At 64.9% G+C, this 21,167-nt stretch carries 18 protein-coding genes, 2 tRNA genes and 1 pseudogene; 8 read left to right on the top strand and 13 right to left on the bottom strand.

Going from position 1 to position 21,167, the window contains the following annotated elements:
* Together ACIRPU_RS26915 and chvE are read left to right on the top strand one after the other, a co-directional pair.
* Nucleotides 1-495, top strand: a pseudogene (locus ACIRPU_RS26915) (RNA polymerase subunit sigma-24); the annotation flags it as partial.
* Between the two features lie 897 nt (nucleotides 496-1,392).
* Nucleotides 1,393-2,490: a multiple monosaccharide ABC transporter substrate-binding protein gene (gene chvE, locus ACIRPU_RS26920; protein WP_403871742.1), complete on the top strand. Its 1,098-nt coding sequence runs from the start codon at nucleotides 1,393-1,395 to the stop codon at nucleotides 2,488-2,490.
* 216 nt (nucleotides 2,491-2,706) lie between these two features.
* Here the strand turns inward: chvE and ACIRPU_RS26925 are convergent, their stop codons facing one another.
* Nucleotides 2,707-4,416, bottom strand: a complete 1,710-nt coding sequence (locus ACIRPU_RS26925; RefSeq protein WP_403872122.1) for a dolichyl-phosphate-mannose--protein mannosyltransferase — start codon at nucleotides 4,414-4,416, stop codon at nucleotides 2,707-2,709.
* A gap of 224 nt (nucleotides 4,417-4,640) precedes the next feature.
* On the opposite strand from ACIRPU_RS26925, the gene ACIRPU_RS26930 reads away from it, so the two are divergent.
* Both ACIRPU_RS26930 and ACIRPU_RS26935 read left to right on the top strand, forming a co-directional pair.
* Complete coding sequence (locus ACIRPU_RS26930) at nucleotides 4,641-4,823, top strand: hypothetical protein (protein ID WP_403871744.1); 183 nt, start codon at nucleotides 4,641-4,643, stop codon at nucleotides 4,821-4,823.
* On the top strand, nucleotides 4,816-6,633 hold the full coding sequence (locus tag ACIRPU_RS26935) for an RNA polymerase sigma factor (RefSeq protein WP_403871746.1): 1,818 nt from the start codon (nucleotides 4,816-4,818) through the stop codon (nucleotides 6,631-6,633). The genes ACIRPU_RS26930 and ACIRPU_RS26935 overlap by 8 nt, the downstream gene beginning before the upstream one ends.
* A gap of 3 nt (nucleotides 6,634-6,636) precedes the next feature.
* Here the strand turns inward: ACIRPU_RS26935 and ACIRPU_RS26940 are convergent, their stop codons facing one another.
* A complete protein-coding gene (locus ACIRPU_RS26940) occupies nucleotides 6,637-7,083 on the bottom strand; it encodes a hypothetical protein (RefSeq protein ID WP_403871748.1) in 447 nt (148 codons plus the stop codon).
* A 189-nt stretch (nucleotides 7,084-7,272) separates the two neighbouring features.
* On the opposite strand from ACIRPU_RS26940, the gene ACIRPU_RS26945 reads away from it, so the two are divergent.
* Nucleotides 7,273-8,304, top strand: coding sequence for an N-acetylmuramoyl-L-alanine amidase (locus tag ACIRPU_RS26945; RefSeq protein ID WP_403871750.1), 1,032 nt, complete (start codon nucleotides 7,273-7,275; stop codon nucleotides 8,302-8,304).
* A gap of 227 nt (nucleotides 8,305-8,531) precedes the next feature.
* Here the strand turns inward: ACIRPU_RS26945 and ACIRPU_RS26950 are convergent, their stop codons facing one another.
* The 8 genes from ACIRPU_RS26950 to ACIRPU_RS26985 all read right to left on the bottom strand — a co-directional run bounded on the left by ACIRPU_RS26950 (nucleotide 8,532) and on the right by ACIRPU_RS26985 (nucleotide 14,379).
* Entirely contained in the window at nucleotides 8,532-9,443 is a 912-nt protein-coding gene (locus ACIRPU_RS26950; RefSeq protein ID WP_403871752.1) for a restriction endonuclease, read from the bottom strand.
* A 625-nt stretch (nucleotides 9,444-10,068) separates the two neighbouring features.
* Nucleotides 10,069-10,584 (bottom strand): hypothetical protein, encoded by a 516-nt coding sequence (locus tag ACIRPU_RS26955; protein ID WP_403871754.1) that lies wholly within the window; start codon nucleotides 10,582-10,584, stop codon nucleotides 10,069-10,071.
* A 264-nt stretch (nucleotides 10,585-10,848) separates the two neighbouring features.
* Nucleotides 10,849-11,055 carry a dehydrogenase gene (locus ACIRPU_RS26960; RefSeq protein ID WP_403871756.1) on the bottom strand — a complete coding sequence of 69 codons (207 nt, stop codon included), beginning with the start codon at nucleotides 11,053-11,055 and terminating at the stop codon, nucleotides 10,849-10,851.
* 212 nt (nucleotides 11,056-11,267) lie between these two features.
* Nucleotides 11,268-11,474, bottom strand: a complete 207-nt coding sequence (locus ACIRPU_RS26965; protein WP_403871758.1) for a hypothetical protein — start codon at nucleotides 11,472-11,474, stop codon at nucleotides 11,268-11,270.
* A gap of 1,052 nt (nucleotides 11,475-12,526) precedes the next feature.
* A tRNA-Arg gene (locus ACIRPU_RS26970) sits at nucleotides 12,527-12,604 on the bottom strand.
* A gap of 207 nt (nucleotides 12,605-12,811) precedes the next feature.
* Nucleotides 12,812-12,997 carry a hypothetical protein gene (locus ACIRPU_RS26975; protein ID WP_403871760.1) on the bottom strand — a complete coding sequence of 62 codons (186 nt, stop codon included), beginning with the start codon at nucleotides 12,995-12,997 and terminating at the stop codon, nucleotides 12,812-12,814.
* 333 nt (nucleotides 12,998-13,330) lie between these two features.
* On the bottom strand, nucleotides 13,331-13,906 hold the full coding sequence (locus tag ACIRPU_RS26980) for a hypothetical protein (protein ID WP_403871762.1): 576 nt from the start codon (nucleotides 13,904-13,906) through the stop codon (nucleotides 13,331-13,333).
* A 406-nt stretch (nucleotides 13,907-14,312) separates the two neighbouring features.
* Nucleotides 14,313-14,379, bottom strand: a tRNA-Phe gene (locus ACIRPU_RS26985).
* A 445-nt stretch (nucleotides 14,380-14,824) separates the two neighbouring features.
* Between ACIRPU_RS26985 and ACIRPU_RS26990 the strand changes: the two genes are divergently transcribed.
* Nucleotides 14,825-16,174 (top strand): cyclic GMP-AMP synthase DncV-like nucleotidyltransferase, encoded by a 1,350-nt coding sequence (locus ACIRPU_RS26990; protein WP_403871764.1) that lies wholly within the window; start codon nucleotides 14,825-14,827, stop codon nucleotides 16,172-16,174.
* Between the two features lie 22 nt (nucleotides 16,175-16,196).
* On the opposite strand, the gene ACIRPU_RS26995 is transcribed toward ACIRPU_RS26990, so the two are convergent.
* On the bottom strand, nucleotides 16,197-16,904 hold the full coding sequence (locus tag ACIRPU_RS26995) for a hypothetical protein (RefSeq protein WP_403871766.1): 708 nt from the start codon (nucleotides 16,902-16,904) through the stop codon (nucleotides 16,197-16,199).
* A 92-nt stretch (nucleotides 16,905-16,996) separates the two neighbouring features.
* Nucleotides 16,997-18,472 carry an RNA-directed DNA polymerase gene (locus ACIRPU_RS27000; RefSeq protein WP_403871768.1) on the bottom strand — a complete coding sequence of 492 codons (1,476 nt, stop codon included), beginning with the start codon at nucleotides 18,470-18,472 and terminating at the stop codon, nucleotides 16,997-16,999.
* Nucleotides 18,473-18,957: 485 nt separating this feature from the next.
* Between ACIRPU_RS27000 and ACIRPU_RS27005 the strand changes: the two genes are divergently transcribed.
* Nucleotides 18,958-19,491: an NUDIX hydrolase gene (locus ACIRPU_RS27005; RefSeq protein WP_054244045.1), complete on the top strand. Its 534-nt coding sequence runs from the start codon at nucleotides 18,958-18,960 to the stop codon at nucleotides 19,489-19,491.
* Here ACIRPU_RS27005 and ACIRPU_RS27010 read toward each other — a convergent pair.
* Nucleotides 19,469-20,809: a helix-turn-helix domain-containing protein gene (locus tag ACIRPU_RS27010; protein ID WP_403871770.1), complete on the bottom strand. Its 1,341-nt coding sequence runs from the start codon at nucleotides 20,807-20,809 to the stop codon at nucleotides 19,469-19,471. The genes ACIRPU_RS27005 and ACIRPU_RS27010 overlap by 23 nt on opposite strands.
* A gap of 114 nt (nucleotides 20,810-20,923) precedes the next feature.
* On the opposite strand from ACIRPU_RS27010, the gene ACIRPU_RS27015 reads away from it, so the two are divergent.
* Nucleotides 20,924-21,166 carry a hypothetical protein gene (locus ACIRPU_RS27015; RefSeq protein WP_403871772.1) on the top strand — a complete coding sequence of 81 codons (243 nt, stop codon included), beginning with the start codon at nucleotides 20,924-20,926 and terminating at the stop codon, nucleotides 21,164-21,166.
* Nucleotide 21,167 lies beyond the last annotated feature (1 nt).

Consider the following 21,167-nt stretch of genomic DNA (forward strand, 5'->3'; position numbering starts at 1 on the left):
AGCTACGACGAGATCGCGGCCGCCGTCGACAAGAGCCCCGCGGCCGTCCGCCAGATCGCCCACCGCGCCCGCAAGCACGTCGACGCCCGCCGGCCTCGCGAGGTGGTCTCCCCGCGCGAGACCCGGGCGGTGCTGGAGTCGTTCCGGCACGCCCTCGACACCGGGGACCTCCAGGGCCTCCTCGACGTGCTCGCGCCCGAGGTCGTCATGCTCAACGACGGCGGGGGCGTCAAACAGGCCGCGCGACGGCCCGTCGTCGGCGCCGACAAGGTGGCCCGCTTCATCATCGCCACCGCGGGCCGGCACGAGGCCGTCCTCACCGGCCACCCCACCCTGGTCAACGGCAGCCCGGCACTGCTCATGCGGTTCGACGGCGAGGACGACGGTGTCATGGCGATCCGCGTCGAGGACGGCCGCATCACCGGCATCTACTACGTCCGCAACCCCGAGAAGCTCACCCGGGTCGCCGTCGAGACCCCGCTCACCCTGCGCTGAACACCGCGGTGGCGGACCCCTGACCTCGGAAGCCGGACCCCGGACCCCGGAAGCCGTGCCGCCGGAGGCACGCGGGAGACATGCGCGAGGCACGCCTGAGGCGCGCGGGTGTGGCAGCGGGTCGGGGGCGCCGTCACCTGCGCAGTGACCTCCCCGGGTGCCCAACTCGGCCGTTTTTCATGGCGTTTCCACAGGATTCCACGGTAGACAGAAAGCGATCTCCACCACTTTCCGGAACCGTTTCAGTTCGTAGCGTTGACACCCCGCACACCCCCTCTTATTGTCACGCCACCATTCCGACCACGTGACGATATTTCGAACGGCTGAAAGGCAAGTGCCCTGCGCGCCACCGAAATCAGTGCATACGTGGCAGGCGCGCCCCGGCGCGGCCTGGCGTATGTACAGGTGCGCCCCGGTGACGCGATCACGAGAGCCGGCACGTCCTGCTTACAGGGCCGTCCCGCCGCACTGATCGATGATCCACCGGACACCGAGGCGCTGGAGCGCCGGCCCGAGCCACGCGCCGGGCGATCCGATCGGCAGTCAGTTCAGCGTGACCCTCCGCCTGTTCGCCGTCCATGACCAGGCGCGCCGGGCCCCCGACGGCCTCGCGACCGCACGCGGATCCAAGAGATCGCCGAGCGGATCCGCGCCGCGGGGCGTACCCCTTCACCGGAAGTCCGGTCGGTACCCGGCGCCCGAAACCCACCCGCACGGCGCCCCCCTGAGGGGTCGGGACCCGACCCCCGCACCAAGCCGCGCGGAAGCGGACACGGCGCGTCCCACCCCCGGATCGCCCGCCCTGCTCGCCGGCTGTCCGGCCCGCTCCACCGGTTCCCCACAGCCATCCGACACCCCCCATCCTCTCAACGACGAGAAGAACGAGGAACGATCACCATGCGCAACCGAAGAGCTGCCCTCGCCGCCACCGCCGGAGCCGTCTCTGTCGCCCTCACCCTGTCCGGCTGCGGCCAGGACGTCGGGGGTAGCTCCGAGGGCAGTTCCGACGGCGGCACCATCGGCATCGCCATGCCGACCCAGGCCTCCGAGCGTTGGCTCACCGACGGCAAGAGCGTCGTCGACGACCTGAAGGCCGACGGTTACCAGGCCAAGCTGGTGTACGGCAAGGACGACCCGAAGACGCAGGTCTCACAGATCGAGGCCCTGATCAAGCAGGGCGTCGACGCGCTGATCATCGCGGCCATCGACAACAAGTCGCTGAACGGCGTGCTGCAGAAGGCCGCCGACGCGAACATCCCGGTGATCTCCTACGACCGGCTCATCCTCGGTACCGAGAACGTCGACTACTACGTCTCCTTCGACAACGAGCAGGTCGGCCGGTTCCAGGCCCGCTACATCATCGACAAGCTCGGCCTGGAGGACGGCGCGGGCCCGTTCAACATCGAGCTGTTCGCCGGTTCCGCCGACGACAACAACACCAAGTTCTTCTTCGACGGCGCGATGCACCTCCTCCAGCCGTACCTGGACACCAAGCAGTTGGTGGTCCGGTCCGGCCAGACCGCGCTCAAGGACGTCACCACCCTGCGCTGGGACGGGCCCACCGCGCAGAAGCGCCTGGACGGCATCCTCGCCGAGTCGTACGGGAGCAAGAAGGTCGACGCGGTTCTGTCGCCGTACGACGGCATCTCCATCGGCGTCCTGAACGCGCTGAAGGCGAACGGCTACGGCTCCGGCAACAAGCCGCTGCCGATCGTCACCGGGCAGGACGCCGAACTCGCCTCGGTGAAGTCGATCATCGCGGGTGAGCAGTCGCAGACCGTCTACAAGGACCTCCGTCAACTCGCCGGAGTCGCCGCGGAGATGGCGGACGACATACTCAACGACAAGACGCCGAAGGTGAACAACAGAAGGGCCTACGACAACGGAGTCAAGGCCGTGCCCGCCTACTTGTTGCAGCCGACCACCGTCGACAAGACCAACTACGAGTACGTCCTGGTCGCGGGCGGCTACTACACCGAAGCCGAACTCAAGTAACCGCGGAACGGTCCCGTCGACGCCGGACCACGAGCGCCCCCGATCACCCCGATCACCCCGATCACGCCGACCGCGCCGACCGCGCCGACCGCGCCGATCACGCCGACCGCGGGTTCGCCGCGGTCGGCGCGGTCCTGGCGGTCCTGGCGGTCCCGTTGATCCTGGTGGTTCTGGCGGTCTGGCGGTCCCGGTGATCCTGGCGGTGCGTCCGCCCGGCTAGATCCACGTGTCGAGCCACATCCGCGACCGCCAGTCGCCGACCGGGATCGCCTGGCCGGTGTAAACGGGCCAGAAGTAGATGAAGTTCCAGGCGATGAGCAGCACGAGGCCGCCCGCGGCGACCGCGCCCAGTGTCCGGCGTCTCTCGCCCGCCCCCGGCGGACCCAGGAGCGCGCCCAGCATCATCGCCACGGCCAGACACAGGTACGGCACGAAGGCGACCGCGTAGAAGGAGAAGATCGTGCGGTCCTGGTACAGGAACCAGGGCAGATAGCCGGCCGCCACCGCGCACAGGACGGCGCCCGCGCGCCAGTCGCGGCGCAGCGCCCACCGGTAGAGCAGATAGACGAGCGCGCAGCACGCCGACCACCACAGCAGCGGTGTGCCGAGCGCGAGGACGGCCTGCGAGCAGTCGGTCGTGGCGTGGCACCCGTCCTGCCCGGCCTTAGGCGACCGGTAGTCGAACAGCACCGGGCGGCCGAGGACCAGCCAGCTCCACGGGTTGGACTCGTACCGGTGCCAGGTGTGGAGCCCCACGTTGAACCGGTAGACGCCGTACTCGTAGTGCCACAGGCTGCGGAGCGGGGCCGGTATCCACGACCAGGGGCCGCCGCGGCCGTCCGCCCAGTGCCGCCCGTAACCGTCGTCGGACCGGAACCAGCCGGCCCACGTCACCAGATAGGTCACCACGGCGACCGGCACGACGGACAGCACCGACCAGCCGAGATCCTTGCGCAGCACCGCCCGGTACGGGCGACCGGCCCCGGCCACGCGGCGGGAGCCGACGTCCCACAGCAGGGTGAGGGCCACGAAGAAGACGAGGAAGTACAGGCCGTTCCACTTGGTCGAGGCCGCCAGCCCCAGGAAGACGCCGGCCGCGAGCCGCCACGGACGCGGTCCCGTCCCGGCACGTTCGCCCGTGACCCGGTCCGGGCGCGCGTGGCCGTCCCCGTCCACCGGGAGGGCCGCCGCGAGCCGCGCCCGTGCGTGGTCCCGGTCGAGCAGCAGACAGCCGAACGCCGCCAGCACGAAGAACATGACGACGAGGTCCAGCAGCGCGGAACGGCTCATCACCACATGCAGACCGTCCAGCGCCATCAGCGCGCCGGCCAGACAGCCCAGCGCCGTCGACCGGAACAGACGGCGTCCGATACGGCACAGCATCAGCACCGACAGCGTGCCCAGCACCGCGGTCATGAAGCGCCAGCCGAACGGGGTGAGGCCGAACATCCACTCACCGAGGGCGATCACCCACTTGCCCGTCGGCGGGTGGGCGACGAACGCCCCGGTGTCGGAGAGCGGGATCACCTGCGGGTCCGCGAGGATCTGCGGGTCGGCGATCTTGCGGTCGGGCCAGCTGCCCTCGTAGCCGAGCCGCAGCAGTGCCCAGGCGTCCTTGGCGTAGTAGGTCTCGTCGAAGACGAGGCCCCGCGGCTGCCCGAGACGCCGGAACCGGATCGCTCCGGCCAGCGCGGCGACGAGTACCGGCCCCAGCCAGTCCAGCACCTTCACGACGCGGTACGCCCCGGCCGGACCGAGACGTATGAGCTCCCACACGCGGGTCGACGGCCCCGGAAACGCCGGAACCAGACGCTCCCGCACATCGACCCGAGGACGCCCGGCGTACCCGAACAGGCGCAGCCGGCCCCGCCAGTCGTCGGGCGTCTTCGTCGCACGGCCGCCGTCGACAACGGGGAAGCGCCGCACACCGCTACTCGTCACCGGACGACCCTAAACGCCGACCTGCACGAACAACCGCGCGACCCCGATTCCCCCGCCGGGGGACCTGCGGTGCCCGTGCCGCTTCCGTCCGGAGAAACGGAAGATCTCGGACGGCATGTCATGAGAACGGCGCGCTCATACCTCTCTTCCGTGAACGGCCGCCGCGCCCGAAGAGCGCCAACGGCCCGCACCTCAAGGGAGGTTGGACGATGGAGCTCGCCGCTGCACTCTTGTACGTGGTCGCCCCGCTGGCCCCAGCGATCAAAGGCTGGCTCGACAGCGTGGCACATCGCAACCGGTCCTACGCCCGCGCCGAGATCATCCGCGCCAGGTCGGCGAGTCCGAGCGACTCGCGCGAAGTGCACCTGAGGAGAGAGGAAGACAATGACTGAGCGGGAGGCGGTGACCGCCGAGGCCCTGGGCGCCCTGTACGCGAAGTACCGGGTCAGCCTGACGGTGACCGCTCGGCACGCGCTCCTGACCCGCGGCGTGCCGGAGTCGGTGGTCTCGGCCGAGGACATCGTGCAGAACGCCTTCACCAAGGCCCTGCGCAACCCGGCGTCCATCGAGCATCCGATCAGCTACCTGCGGGCGGTGATCCGCACCGAGGTGGCCAACCGGGCCCGGCAGCAGGCTGATCACAGCCGCTTGGAGGCCCGTCGTACGGCTGATCCTCTCCGCTTCGACCCACCGCGATCGCCGGACTTCTCCGCGCTGGTGGTCAACCGTTGTGCCGTCGACAAGGCCCTGGCCGGCCTGTCTCCCCAGCAGCGCACCGCGGTATGGGCGACCAAGGCGCTGGACTTCACCCAGGGCGAGGCGGCGAATCTCATGGACAGAGCCCCGGGCACGGTCGCCACACACGTCTCCCGCGGCATGGTTCTGCTGCGCGCGAGCCTTGTCGCCGCCGTGGTGGCCGCCATCGTGTGTGCTACGGGTCGTTTCATCGGCGGACACCCGCAACGCGCCGATCCGGCGAGGGAACCCGGCGACGGGACGGGCGCCTCGCCCTCACGGTGGTGGCATGAGGTACGGGCCATGCTGCTGGTGCTGTACGAGCGCCGGCCCGAAGCCACTGTCCTGTCACTCCTGGCTGTGGGTGTGGCTGTGGCTGCGGCTGTGGGTGTGGCTGCGTGCGGCGCTCTTCCCCGGTTCCGGCGGCGCTGCGCGACCAGCCGGAGACCCGGGGCGTTACTCGGCAGGTGGCTGAGCGTTCGCAGGACGAGGCGGGCGTGGCTGAGCGCGACGAGGGGACTCGGCACGCCCTTCATCGCGCGCGGCATCACCCGCGACGTCATCGTCTTCACGGCCCAGGGCGCTTCCGACGCCGACGCCCTCGCGAAGGGCATGGAACACGTCTCCCTCCACATGGAGCGAAAGCTGGGCCGTGTCGTTCGCCTGGAGCTGTCCGGCGAGCCTCCCCGCCGACGGCACCTCACCCCCAACACCCGCCTACAGGAGTTGTTCCGCCTGACCGGCTGGTCCAAGGGCGACCTCGCCAGACTGCTGAGCAGGCAGACGGCCGCCATGGGTCACCCGCACCTGGCAACCGACACCTCGCGGGTACGGCGCTGGCTGGACGCGGGGGAGATCCCGCGCGACCCCGTACCGCAGGCGCTGGCAGCCCTGTTCACCGAACGACTCGGCCGGGTCGTGACCGCCGAGGACCTCGGTCTGGTCGGACGCGGGCGCATGAGGACACGGTCCGCGGGCGGGGGCGGGGAGAATCCGGACGGCGTGCCGTGGGCACCGGAGCGCACTGCCGCGGTCCTCACCGAGTTCACGGGAATGGACCTCATGCTCAACCGCCGCGGCTTGGTGGGCGCGGGCGCCACGCTGACTTCAGGCGCCACGCTGACCGCGGGCACCAAGCTGACCGCGGGCACCAAGCTGACCGCCGGCACCGGCACCGCGCCCGACGGGCAGCCCGCCGAGCGTCCGGGCAAGCCGAACGCGCAGGCACATCACGCAACCCGCGAAGCCCTGAGGATCCTGGAAGTAGTCACCCAGGCACCGCACGGCGTGGTCTCCCAAGCCCAGATCGTCCGCTCCCTGACGAGGTTCGGCATGGCGGAGGCAGCGGCCCTGTCCATGCTCATCCAACAGGGCTACGTCCAACGCCTCCCGGACAGCAGATACACCACCGGGCAGAACCTGGACAGACTCGCCCTCATGAACTACCCACCCATGGGGGCACATTGACGATCAAGACGGCTCTCTGAACGCCGCGTACGCTCGCCCGACCTCGCCCAGGTACTGCTCCAGACAGAAGCGGACCTCCTCGACGAGCCGCCCGTCGGGGCCCGGATACATCAGGTCGGACCAGATGACCGTCCCGCCCCGGAGCCGGATCCGGAACGTCAGCTTCTCCGGTCCCGGCTCGCGCTGTTCCCGCGCCGCCACCGCCACCTCGCACGGCATGTCCGTCGGATAGAGCGGCCCGCCCGGGCGCAGCAGTCGCCTCGGATCGAGGCCGGCCATTCTGCTGTCGCTGCGCGCGACCACGTCGAGGCCGTCGACGAAGAGGTACGTGTGCACGGCGGCGCACGCCGGGGCTCCAGGGCACGCGCCGACGAGCAGCGTGCTCACCGCACCCTCGCTCTGCCCGCCGGGCCCGGCGGCCCGCATCTCGCGCGGGGACCTACGCGGCATCCGCCTGATGTGTCGTCATGCGCCGAGGGTAGCGGCTGCGCCACACCGCTCTCATGTGTGACGGGAGGGTGCGGAGCGGGATGAACCGCCCTCCCGCGGACGTCGGAGCCCGGCGGCGGCAAGTTCGACGGTGGCGAATCGATTTGGCGGGGCACCCAGATAGGCACGGCTTCTCTGAAAGGAACCACCATGGCAACTCCCCTGACCGCAGCGAGGGTTTTAGCCGCCCTCAGAGCGGAGGGCGTCACCGTCGTCGAGGTCGGCGGCTGGCGCACCCACAACCGGGCAGGGCACGGCGCGTGGGGCCCGGTCGCGGGGGTGGTCGTCCACCACACCGTGACGTCCGGGACGGCCGCCTCCGTAGCGATATGCCGTGACGGATACGCCGGCCTGCCCGGACCGCTGTGTCACGGCGTCATCGACAAGCGGGGCGTCGTGCACCTCGTCGGTTGGGGCCGTGCCAACCACGCCGGCAGCGGCGACGGCGACGTGCTGAAAGCGGTCATCGCCGAGAAGGCGCTGCCCGCGCCGAACGAGAGCGACACGGACGGCAACGCCCGCTTCTACGGCTTCGAGTGCATCAACCTCGGCGACGGCAAGGACCCCTGGCCGGCGGTCCAGCTGGACGCCATGGTCCGCGCCTGCGCCGCGCTGTGCCGGGCCCACGGCTGGTCCGCCGCCTCCGTGATCGGCCACAAGGAGTGGACGAACACGAAGACGGACCCACGCGGCTTCACCATGGCCGACTTCCGCGCCAGGGTCGCGGCCCGGCTGCGCAAGGCCCCCGGCGCCGATGCGAACCCCACCCCGACCACCCCGAGCCAGGAGGACACCGTGCCCAACCCGATGATGCTGAGCGAAACGAACGACACCGATGTCGAGCTGCCCTCCGGCGAGTGGGTCAGCCTGGCGTTCACGGACCCGGTCGTCCACTCCGGGCCGCGCCTGCACGACACCCTGGTCCATGTCTCACTCGACGAGAAGGCCCCGGACGACGCGCTCGTCGAGGGCCGCTTCTACCTGACGGACACCTCGGGCCAGCACCCGTCGGCCTACCAGACAGTCACCCGTTACGGCGGCGGTGGCCACCAGTTCGCCGCGTCCGGCACCGTCCCGGCCGGAAAGCACCTGCGGTTCCAGCTCCGGGTGAAGACGGCGGACGCCAGCCCGGTCACCCTCCTGCACCGCACCGCGACCGGCCCGTACTGGGCCACCACCTGACCCACAACCCTTACGAGGTGCCCGAGCGGCCGGTCCTCAGGGGTCGCTCGGGGGGCCGGTGGGCCGGTGGGCCCGTGAGGTGCGGGCCGGGTGGGGTGTGGGTCGGGTGGGGGCAGTCATCGGCCCGGACGAAGACCGGCTTCAGATGCTTCTCCGGCAGGGCGGTAGGCAGGTCCTCCCAGTCCAGGACGTGGGAGACCACCTTCCTCCGTCGGCGGATGGGGGAGTCAGGCAGGCGTGGCCTGGTTGGCCACGACAGCCGCAGCAGCCCTGGCCCGAGCACGGTTTCGGGCATTCCATCGGATCAACAGGGTCGCAACGCCAAGAACCACAGTGATGAGGATCCAAGTAACGGTGTTTTCCCACAAATGCCGATTCAGCATCCAAGCCAAGGCCAAATCGATGAGGACCAGGCTGGCGCCAGTGGCCACGAAGCTGCGCTGGTTCGTCGCCGCCAACCCCCAGACGATCAGGATGACGGGAATCACCAACAGTCCGATGGTCATAACCGTCGCGTTGGGCCAGGGAATGACCGTGGACCCGTGGGGAATCGCAACAGCTATGACGGCCAGAACCAACCCCAGGACGATCCGGCCCCATCTGGGCCCCTTCGACACCTGCGGTCCAGGAGACACCGAAGGTCGTGGAGCGGGTGTGGCCGGGGCGATGGCAACCGAAGTGAGGGGCGGGAGTCGGGTCGGAGCCTGGGGCGTGAGGGGGGCCGATGGTTTCCCGACGCGCCGGGCAACCTTGTTGACGGGGGTCATCGCCCCGTCCAGGGCGTAGACGAACAAAGCGATGTCGTTGGTGTCGGCGTATTCGATGCCGGTGGCGGCATAGCGACTGCCGGTGAAGAAGAACAGCTGCTTGTGCATGTCGCGGCCCCGGGCGCCGAAGAGGTTTTGCAGTTCGGGGCGGCCGACGGCGGCAGCCTGATATTTGACCTGTCCCAGGGCGCGGCGCGAGCGTACGTCGATACCTCCGTCAGCACCGCCTGGCTTCGCCTGGGCGTCACTGAAGCCCCAATGGCGCATCCATGCCGCAGCGTTGTGCTCGGCGTCCTGCCAGGACTGGATCTGTCGCCTGGCCGGCGGGGCAGCTGATGTCACGAGACGGGGATTCTCACTGGTCACAGGCATGAAGTATCACAGGGCAACGACTGCCAGCCTCGCCAGGATGCCCAGTGACGGTGGCCGCCGCTCGGTAAGTTCGATCCATGCGCTTCCTCGGCTGGGATCAGCTCGAGGCGGACGTTCCCCACGGAGCCGTCATGCTTCGACGGGCGCTCGACGACTACCAAGCCACATACCGCCCGGAGCTCGTCGCCGAGTATGCGTAGCGATAAGCAATCTCCGGGCTTGGCATGGCTGTACCAGCGTCGCAGATCGAGTCGAGTGACCCGATGCTGTGGTGGCCGGCTACGCGACTGTCGCAGCCTGGCGGTCGGTGATGGTCTGGTCAGCCCGGTTTGAAGCCCCGAGCGCAGCCGCGATGGATTCGGCAAGCGGGGTGGTCGGGCGGCCGATCAGGCGGCTGAGCGTCTGCATGAACAGGCAGCCGCGCCGCGCCCGACACTGCCGGCCTGGGGTACGTACGTGTCCTCGGCCCTGTCTGGCGCAGACGGGGCCGCGTGGCACGACACCTGGCTGGGATACGGCAGGAAGACCCCCGTGGCTGAACAACTGCACGACACCGTCGCGTTGGTCACCGGTGCCGGCATAGGCGGGCTGCCCGCACTGTGTGGTGCTGCGGCCGTGGGTGTTCCTACTTGGCCGGCAGCAGTTTGTGCCCTGCGGTGCGGATGGACGTGGTGCCGTCCTCACCGATGCGGCGGAGTTTGCCGACGCCGTCGTACTTGCGGGCGTTGATGAGGTAGCCCAGGCCGAAGATGGGGAGAAAGACGCCGGCTATGCCGGTGTATCCGTACCAGGAAGCAATGTCCGGTTCCATGTCGAGGTCCGAGCCGTCCGGCTGCATGGCGACGTCGAAGGTGAGCCAGAGCAGCAAGGCGGCGAGCGCCAGGCCGGTGAGGCCGAGGACGAAGTAGCGGACTCGGTTGGCGGTGGTGCGGTCGCGGCTGTGGACGGTCACCAGGAACTGTTCGCCGCAGGCCTGGCAGACGAGTTTGCCCGTGCCGCTGCCTTCCTGGGGCCGCATGGGCAGCGGCTGGATCCGGTGATTGGTGACCATCACCGAGCCCGCCACGCCCCCCTGCACACTCAGCACATGGGCGAACATCGTTCTCGGCTGGTCCATGACGATGCTGCTTCCGAATGCCATGTGGCGCCCCCCTCCGGACAGTTGCCCCCCGAACAGACGGCAATCATGCCCGCGGGAGGTAGAACCGAATCGCACGGACGCGCACCTGTGCGGCAAGAGTTCGGGCGACTGGCTCGCTCGACCTCGCCCAGGCATTTACTCCAAGCGGAAGCGAACCTCCTCGATGGGCCTGGCATCGGGGCCCGGATACATCAGGTCGGACCGGACGACCGTCTCGTCCCGGAGCGGGACCCCGTCCGGCGTCGTTGATGTCACCCGTGGATGTCAGCCGTCCATCAGGTCCGGGTGGGGACAGAGTTCCAGCGGGGCGGTCGGGCGGTCGGCCCACTTCCACCAGACGTGTTGGTTGGAGCAGCCCCAGACCACCCGACAGGTGCGGCGGTCGTCCTCCTCGCGGTGACAAAGCGCCATCGCGCCGGCCTTCAACGGCCCACCGCACTGGGGACAGGTCGGTACGGACTCGGTTGACATCCCTGCAACGTACCCCTTGGCTCCAGCGGCCAGAGCCCTCAGCTCGGGAAGCTCAGGGCCTCTGGAGCTTGCTCCAGGCCTGACCTGCGGCGGCGGGACACGGACGCGCCATGGACGGTCGATTGGTTCCCCGCTGTTCCCCGTGGTGCCCCGCACGATCTGGCACGCGCTTGGCACGAGTCATTCGTCATCGCACGGCTCCAAGGCCAGCCCTACGGAGCCTTCTTCGAGCCCGTTGTTCTCCTCCAAGTGGAGATGAGCACCGTCCGGTGTGCCGTCCTGCGCGAGGGTGGGAGGTGGCCGGCCAGGGTCTTCAACCCGGCGGCGTTGGCCTCGATCACGATCTCGCCGCCCAGGTTGCGGACCTCGATGCGCGCGCCTTCCTCCCACGTGAAAACTCTGGCGGTTCCGTCGGTCACCGCACTAGCTGCGTGGTCATCGATGGAGCAGCGCTGGGTTCAGGGGCCATACCCCAAGCATCGTGTACCCCGGGCCGGCCGCGACGGCGAGAACGGTACGGCGAGACATGCATGATGACCTCTTCGTGCCGCAGCGACTTCGGTGGGCGTCTGACCTTGGGCTGGTGGGGCCCTCACCAGCGCTGACGGTCCGCAGGCGTCCGCGGTTGTTCGCCGGTGTTCGTCGGCGTTGTCACGCAGTTGGACACTCACCCGGTGCGCTCGTCGTCAGTGGAAAACACCAGTTCCCGCGAGTCCCCGTCCGTTCCGGCACGGGAGTGGGACCCCGGGACCCCCTCGAAATCTCATTGATCAAGGCTCTTGCGCCTCGCCCGCGGCAGTGTCGTCCGCAGAACCTCTGCGGCCTCGCCTGGTTGCTCGAATTCGGTCGATGATGAGTCCCGCAAGGGCGACCAGGAGACAAATCGCCGATGCTCCGAAGCCCACCCGCAGTAGTAGCGGTCGTCCGTTACCCAACGCGCGGGCGCCGGCCCAGACCGCTGCGGCCGTGAGCCCGAGACCCTGTATCCACCATCGCTCATCCTTGGCGCTTGTCATGTACTTCATCAGTGTCATGCGTGATGATCCCACTCGCACCCATCCGCCACTCACCTCAGCCCCCATCGCGTCTGCCGTCAGCCCACTTCGGCAGGGATCGGCCTACCCAGTGCGGCTCCTGGAGGGCGAGGCGCCGTGAACGCCGAAGACCCCGACCGCGATGGGCCGGGGTCTTCGAACTGGTGGGGCCAACAGGATTTTGAACCTGTGGCCTCATCCTTATCAGGTCGATCACTGGGGGACGGCGACGTTGGTCAACCGGCCGTGGCCCTCGGCTGACCGCAAGCCAGTCAGCTTCAGCATCCACGTCGCCGTCCCAGTGCCGACAGCCCCTCGGATCAAAGGCGGCCTGCTCAGGAGGCGTTCCGATCGTCAGTGACCGTCGCCGTTGATGTCAGATCTGGATGCCAGAAGGGGTCCACCTCCGAAATTTCGGAGGTGGACCCCTTCTGAACTGGTGCCCCCGGCAGGATTCGAACCTGCGACACCCGCTTTAGGAGAGAGGCTGGGTGATCTGCGGGCTGAGCTGCGGCTTCGCCTGCCGAGGAAGCGGGCGGCTGCTCGACCGTGGGGTACCGGTGTTGACCGTGACCGACCCCTGCATCTGGCACGGCTGTGGCACGAACCTCAGCCGACGACAGGGCCCGTAGAGCAACCACAAGACCAAGACAGCGATCCTCGCCGTAGCTGTCGACATCTGTCAGCCTTGGTCCGCTCCGGACGCCCCAGGGATGGCCCGGCTACCGCTCCGACTGCGGCGGCTGCAATGACGATCCCGTCTGATGACCGGCGACGGCTGCGGCGAGTGCCAGCAGGGCTTCGACCTGTGCAACCTGGGCACGCAGTTCATATGAGGCCAGCTTTCCGATCTTGATCGGTGTCAAGAGATCGCTCGCGGCTTGGGCGTGTACTTCGTAGCTGGCCATGCGGAACTCCCAAGTGAGTTGGGTCATGGGAGCGGAACCGTACTACGTCGACCTTCGAGCCTGATTCCCTCCCCGGTACTGACTGCCCGGTACCGCTCGGATGGCGCAGTCTCAATGGCCGAGGCAACCTGCCGCCCGATCGACGCCCCTCGATGCGAACTACGGGCGGGCAGATTGCTGAGGTCTGCCGGCCTGATCGGCCGGTCACGGTGGACCGGTGACGGTCGGCTGTGGTCGTGCCGGTTGCTGTACTCCACTGCTGTATTGGAGGGCCAAGGGCGGCATGAGCAGCTCAAACCCGCATCCTGCTTCTCCGGTGACCGACGCTGCCTCCTATGTACGGCGACGCCAGGCAGGAGGCAGCAAACGTACAATGAACCTGCGCCCCTTGCTCGTAAAGATGGCACGGCAGGTTCTAGTGAAGCTATTGACTACTTCGTCCATCAAGCGCTTGTCTCCCCAACGTTGCTCCCAGAAGTCGGCTTGATCGGGATTCTCGGCAGGGGGCATGCCGTTACTAACGTAATCAGCCAGGCGTTCGAGCCATATGTCGAGATGCACAACAGCAAACTGAGCAAGGGCGGCGGGATACTCCGGTGCCTCTACTGCAACGGCACTTACCGTACGCTTTAAGTCGACCTGCGACTGGCGGGCAACCTGGACTTTTCCCATCACTGCTACAGGTTCCAAGCGGCGCCACCGAATGTCGCCCATGATCTCATCCACGGTGTCTCGCTGAAGCAGCATAGCTGTCGCAAAGGCGTTTACCGCAGTCTTGAGGGACTTCTTGGCCTCCAGGGAGAACTGCCCGCGGCTACTGATCGAGGCAGCTCGCGTGGCTCCGAGTGCCCCAGCCATCGCCCCGAGGAGTGAGCCGGCTACACCCGCTAAGGCCACCTTCGTTTCCATGTCCACTCCGCGCATTGTGCCCTGTCTGTTTGGCACGAGCCAAGGCCCCTTGGACGCGTGCTGAACCTTGGCTGGGTCATGGGCGTGCGACGTGGCCGACGCGTCTTATTCCAGCCTGCACCCCACCCGCACTTATCCCAGCTCTCATCCCGTCCGCCGTCGACCCACACGCATGTGGCGCGGGCGTGGTCCACGGCGTCCAGATGGAGCGCGCCACTGTACGAACGACTTGGACGCCATGGGCCGCGTCTGCTCGGTTTCGCCAGGGTCGACGGCGGACGGGATGAGAGCTCCCAGCGCACGCCCCATCGGACCCGCAGTGGCGGCGGTGCCCCCTCCATCCCGGTGCCAGCCCTAGACGTCAAAGGCCCCCTGGAATCCGCCGATCGGTCCGGGGCCTTCTGCCTGGCGCCCCCGGCAGGATTCGAACCTGCGACACCCTCTTTAGGAGTTCGATCCGAGACCGTTTCGACTGCTGTCGGCGGCTGATGCGCCACCCGGAATGAGCCGCTGGTGTACGCCTCCGTCCGGCGTCGTTGATGTCAGACGTGGATGTCAGAAACCTTCTGATCCGTAGGATCCGGCTGCGCGTTGGGAGGAGTGTCCGCAGTCGTCCGCCCCGATCGCTCAGATTAGCGATCATGTGCACCTGTGCGCCGTCATTGCCGTCAACTCTGCACGGTAGCTGCACCGCAGGGTTCGCCGTCCTCCGTCACAGCTTCAGTCACCGTCGGTACCGTCTTCTGCAGAGACGATCGCGCAAACCGCACGGTGCCGGCATCAAACAAGGGACTAACCACATTCGATATGCAACATCCTATTGCCCGCTACGCCCACAAATGCTTCACTGATACCCCGCCTCCATATCGCCGCTGAGAGACTCGGCATCTAATTTTCAGAGACAGGCAAGGACGCTCGATGAAGCTAATCAAGCACTTTAATACGTTTCTATCGGAACAGGTGAACCTGTCCGAGTCTCGCCTTCAGTCTCTGGACTCCAGAGTAAATAGCGTTTCCAAATTTCTCAGAAACGGAAATAATTCCATTTCCAGTCGTTACATTGGCATGATTCCGCAAGGCTCCTACGCCCACAGAACTATGATCAACCCGGTCAGGAAGGACGACGATTTCGACGCTGATGTCTTGTTGGAGATGGAAGAGAACGCAGACTGGTCTGCAAAGGACTACATTGAGGAACTGTACAAAGTATTCTACGCAAGCGGTACCTACGGCCACATGGTGAGCCGTCATGCGCATTGCGTAAAGGTCGACTACGCGAATGACTTCCACATTGACGTCGTCCCTTATCTTGAGCGACATGGCAGTCACTATGTCACAAATCGCGACGACGACCTGTTTGAGCTGACGAATCCAGAAGGCTTCAATGAGTGGCTCGACGGAAAAAATAGAATTGCAAGCGGCCGACTCGTGAAGGTGATTCGCCTCTTCAAGTATTTGCGCGACTACAAGAACACCTTCTCAGCGAAGTCAATTATCTTGAATATCCTCCTCGGGAGCAGGGTCAACAGCGTGCTACTACTTGGAGACTCAAGGCGCTACTGTGATTTGCCCACGGCATTCACCAATATTCTTTCGGACCTCAATGACTACCTCCAATCCAACCCGTCAATGCCAAGCGTCGACGATCCGAGCTGTCCCGGACAAAACTTTAACCACCGCTGGAGCGAAAACCAGTATCAAAACTTTCGCAATAGAGTAAAGCTCTATCACGAATGGGCTCGGGCGGCGTTTGATGAGGAGGACCGAGCGGAAAGCATTCGTATGTGGCGCAAGATTTTCGGTGATTCCTTCGCCGAGACTCCAGCTGCCTCCATTGTGAAATCTTCGGCAACATCAGTTCCTGTAAATCACACGGAAACCGAGCAATTTCTCGACCGTGATTACGGAATCCCAGAGATGCTAGACGCGAGGTATAAGGTGGCCATCACAGCAAACGTGGTAGCGAAAGAAGGATTCCGAAACTTTAACCTACGCAGGCATGGAAATGTGGTTGGGCCTGATCGCATTATCGAGTTTCGTGTGTCCGAGTGCACAGTTCCCGGCTCATACCGGATCTATTGGAAGGTCAGAAACACGGGACTGGAGGCGACGTCCGCAAATTGTGTCCGCGGGCAAATCGAGCGAGATAATGGCTCGCGGTCTCGTCGTGAGCCAACGAAATACCGTGGCAAGCACTACGTGGAGTGCTACATCGTCGTAGATGGAATCTGCGTCGCGAAGGATCATCAGGTGGTCGTCATTAAATAGGTGAAAACGAGTTCTCACAGCATCAGAGGATCCTTTTACTGTGGGCGGACACTTCGACGGAGGGAGGCTGCCCGGGGATTACCCCGCGACGCTTGATCTGCTCAGCTGTCACCCACACGACATCAGTTCTCTGAGTTGATGCAAGGTCCCTAAAGGCTTGTGTTTGTTCCGGAGTCGGGACGAGCTCGTAAACATCAGCAACGAGAATCTCGAACGCCTGCGCCCACTCACTCCACCTGATTTTATCTACCTCCTGCTTAAGGTAGTTGTGCATGATGTGAGGGAATTTATCTTGTGGCAGAATTTGTGACGCTAGCAGCTCTTCTTGGAACTCGCGCCACGGAGAGTCCTCCCGCCCCAATCGAGAGTCAAACCACTGGAAGAACTGAAATAGGTTCTTCCCTGGAACTCGTACACGCAAATCACGGTAGTTTGCCGCGTCTACGGGAATCAGTCCATCATCAGTTACATCCATTGCGGACAAGACTGCGCTTCCCTGTGGCGAAACCTTGTGGACGCCACCAACGGGCTGATACTGATTGCGCCATCTAGAGCCTTGAATCAGCAGGTACTTTCCGTCGATATAAATCTTGAAAAGGTATGAAGTGGAAATTCTGACCGACTGGTTGCGGTAGCGGAATGAGTACCATAGGATTCGAAGCTTTCCCCGATTCTGGGCGAGTTGCTCAAAGACCGGAACTGCAAGTCCCATGCTTAGGCCGGCCGTCATATTCACAACGGTAGAATTGGTGATAAAGAAGCTCGCTACCCCAGAGACGATGGCCAGTAGCAAGTACACGGTAAGCCTTAGCAAGGTAACTCCTAACGTGGTAGTGGCACTAGAGGATTTCCGAGCAGGTATCGACTGATCCAAGTAAGTTGCGAGTTGGAATTAGCCAAGGCTTCTAGAAGTAAACGGGATACGGACTTCGCTTCATACATTGCAACCAGCAGGGCCCGTCTCACATTGACATCCGCCTCGTTCTCGAACTGGCGTCGTAGGAGCTGCCCATCGGCGATCGTGCTTACCCTTCCCAGATAGCGGGCGGCAAATTCGCGGGGTAGACTCGACTTATTTTTGTCGCCCAATATAGCCCACGCCATATCGCGAATATCCGCATCGAAAATATCTTGCCGCGTGGCTGCCTGCAATATTCGCTGTTCAAGATTGTCGTACTTGTGACCTGAGGCGCGTCGCATGGCCGATATGAAAGATCGAGTGATTGCAGGTAGCCTGTTTGGGAAACACTCCAGGTATCTGAGAAGCTCGCTGGCCAAGTGGTGGCTTTCCTTTAGGTTCCGTAGCACCCATGCGATCGCTCGATCGTCAGAGTGGTTTCCCATCCGGAAGAGGGAAAACTTAACATCTCGATCATTCTGATCACCTTCAGTGGCTTCTAGGAAGAGTTTGTAAAGCCTCTCCTCTGCCGCCACGTCGCCGATTCTAAGTCCGTAAGCGATCGCGTCCTTTTCCAAACTTTCAAGTTGCGAAAGAGCCGATATGGCGTCGTAAATATCGGTCTTCGTCATAGACATCGACAGGCGGCGAGAGCGGAGAATAGAGTTGATTTCCAGAAGGGCGCTTCGTAGGGACTCACGCTCTGTGTCAAAGATCATCATGTCATCGGAGTACCGGAGGTATTTGAACTTGGCGCGATGAACAAACTCATCTACTGGCAGCATGTAGAGGTTGGCCAAGATCGCTGAAGAGTCCGGACCTTGTGGTATCCCCCATGCGTGGCTTGATGACTGAAACATGCGAAGCCACGAAATCAGTCTGTCCGTCACCCACGAGTTAGCACCAACTGATTGAATGTCTACGGCGAGTGTTCCAACATCAATATGCTCGTAGAAGGAAACGACGTCTGTACGGGCGAGCTGAAACGGTGTTTTGCTGATCATTCTGACGCCGCGTTTCTGCATCGACACCCATGAATCGATTGGCTTCCAGAACGACTTTCCGTTTTTTCCCCACCTGGCACTGTAAACGCTGTCGTGTAGTTGCTTCTCTACAAGCTCCGCGATGGAAAATACCAACGTGTCATAAACAAGTCGGTCATGCACCGAAAGCCTGGCGATCGGGCGCACCGCTACTGCGTTCTTTGGTAGGTCTAGCACTTCGACATAGTCAGGGCCAACTTGTCCGTTTCGCAGAGAAGTTGCTACAGCAGAACGGATATCGCCCCATGACGCCTGTACATCTGCCCAATTGATAATGTCTGGCACTTCCGACCGCCCGCGCCCATGAAGTAGGCGGTTCCACGCGTCGTCCAGGTTGGCCCAGAAGGGACGTCCCATAGCTCGCCGTTCCCTCTCCATTCAAGCCCTCGCGATCGGGTTCCCTAGCGTAGTAGGAGCGATTGACAGTGAGGCCCCAAGTGGCAGGCATGAAGCCGGAAGTTGGCCGCCCAATCTCCAGATGCCAGCTCCCAACCACCGCTGGCAAGCAACGCAACCTGACTTGACGGCACCAGGCTTCGCCGTGCGATGCAGCCGATATGCCCCAATGTGTACTACTTGCCACTGGTTAACATCTGTTGATCCAAGGCTGCGAGCCACGTTCCAGAGCTTCAGTTGCTAAAGCTAGGCGGGCTCGCGGCCCGCTCCCAACCCGCCTCGTCCACGCTGCTACCCGCGCGGTCTTGCCCGCCTAGCCCTGATTGCGTCAGCCCAAGAGAGATCGCGCGTCGGGAATCTCGTCAAGGTGACGTGAAACGGCCGATGTTGCGTCCGCCTCTACTCCAGTCTGAGATCCTGGAGTCCGATCGAGAGGGGCCGCAGGTATGGAGTGGAAGACCCACGGTGAGCGACAGATCTACACCAACCCTTGGGTGAATCTGTGTCTGGTCGACGTCCAACAGCCTGACGGGCGCAGGTGGGAGTACCACGTCGTTCGCCTGCGGCATCTGGCCGTGGCTGCCGTGGTCAACGACCGCCAAGAGGTGCTGATGATGTGGCGGCACCGCTTCATCACGGACTCCTGGGCCTGGGAGTTGCCCATGGGCCTGGTCGAGGAGGGCGAGACTCCTGAGGAGGCGGCGGCCCGTGAGGTGCTGGAGGAGACGGGCTGGCGTCCTGGTCCCATCAAGCCCCTGATCTACGCCGAGCCGGCCAACGGGATCACCGACTCGCAGCACCATGTCTTCCGTGCAGACGGGGCGACTTACGAAGGTCCGCCCACGGAGAAGAACGAGTCCGACCGCATCGAGTGGATACCCCTCAGCGAGATACGGGGGATGATCGACCGTCGCGAGATCGTGAGTAGTGGATCGCTCGTCGGTCTCCTGTACGTCCTCATGGATGAAGCGATCCGCTGACTGGTGGCAGGAGCTCCCGTAGTCGCGCCTCGAAGGCCAGGGCTACGGGCTCCTGCCTGTGTGGGGCCAACTGGTCGTAGAACTCCCTGAGGTGGCCTGACACTCGCTCCGAAGCCACCGCCGATGCAGGCTCCAGGGCTTGGGTGGCGGTGTGGCACGCCTGGTCGAGCTTGCCTTGGTCCAGCTGCGTACGGGCCAGCCAGAACGCGTGAAATGCGCGGCCCCGCTGGTTGGTGTGGGCTTCCCGACGTAAGGCGTCCGCGATCAACGGTTCGGCTGTCGCTGCCTCGCCCAGTCGGCCGTGGGCAATGCCGGTGTCCACGATCAGCTTCGGCTCGTCGAAGTAGGCCACCCATGACGGGTCCGGGTCGCTCGCCTGGATCTGCTCGAACTGGCGGTGCGCTTCCGTGATCGCCCGGTGGGTGGATGTCTGGCTGCCGAGCGTGGCGTGGGCGAAGGCTTCCCGCATGGAAAGCATCGAGAGGACGCGCGGGGTGGTGTCGGTGGCTGAGCGGGCCTGGTCCTGGGCGGCGGTCACGAGTGCCAGGGAGTCCGCGGGCTTGTCCTGGTAGGTCGCCTGCAAGCTCATGCAGGCAAGGACGTTGGCCATGAACTGGCGGTCGTCGACGGCCTTGGCGAGTTGCAGGGCCTCGGTGAAGTAGGCGCGGGCCTGGTTGTACTGGCGGGCGTCGAAGTAGGTCCAGCCGGTGAGGCGTGCGAGTTCGGCCGCGATTCCGTACAGGCCGTGTTGGATGGCTGGCGGCCGATTCTCCTTGAGGAGTCCGACCACGTAGCGAAGCTGACCGACGACGGCCGGCCTGAGTGCCTCCCCGCCGTGCTGGTCGTCTCGTCGCCAGTAGTCCTCGATGGAGGAGCGGAAGGCTGCAAGTGTCGCTGCGCTGAGGTTGGTTCTCGTGGTCAGCGCAAGGATGCTGTCCACGTCGGGCCCCGGTAGCGACGCGGGGGCCTGCTGTTCCGGCTCCGGCATCTGGGGTGCTTCGCGCTCGGTGACGACGAGAGCTTGAGGCGTCTCCCATGGGCGCCGGGCAAGCCCGAGCATGTGCCCCGGGATGCGCAGCCCGTCGGCGATGCGCTCGACGACGTCCATGTGCAGCAACTGGCGTCGGCCCGCGATTACTTCGCCGACGCGGCTTGGCGTCAGCTCGCATCGCCTCGCGATCATCGACGGGTAGATGCCCGCTCTGGTCTTCACGAGCCGGAAGACTCTGCCGAAGTCCCGTACCCGGCACGCATTGATCATCTCGGGATCGGTGAGCAGCCGGGCAGGCAGCTCCTGCGGCCGGTCGGGCTCGGGCATTGGGCAAGCTCCCACACTGCGAGGGCTACGCAACGTCGCGGATTCTCTACTTGCCGCGATATTACCCAAGTTGGGTAATCAGCCTGACCTTTTGGCAGGGGTACCTGAATCGCGATGCTCGTGTGCATGGCGAGCAATCAGCAGACCAGACCAGCCATCGGTGAACTGGCGAAAGACAGTGCCACCGGACGCATCGGCTTCGTCATGGGTGAGATCGGTGGCCGCGTGCAGATGCGGCCGGTCCGTGGCGGCAAGGAGTGGGATGCCATGCCGGGCAGCGTGGCGGCACCCAGTGCGCGAGAAGAACTGAGTGCCCGCCTGGCCGTACGGAACAACGACAGTCAGGTCCCGCTGTGAT

This window comes from Streptomyces sp. NPDC102259 (genome assembly GCF_044766465.1).
GTDB lineage: Bacteria > Actinomycetota > Actinomycetes > Streptomycetales > Streptomycetaceae > Streptomyces.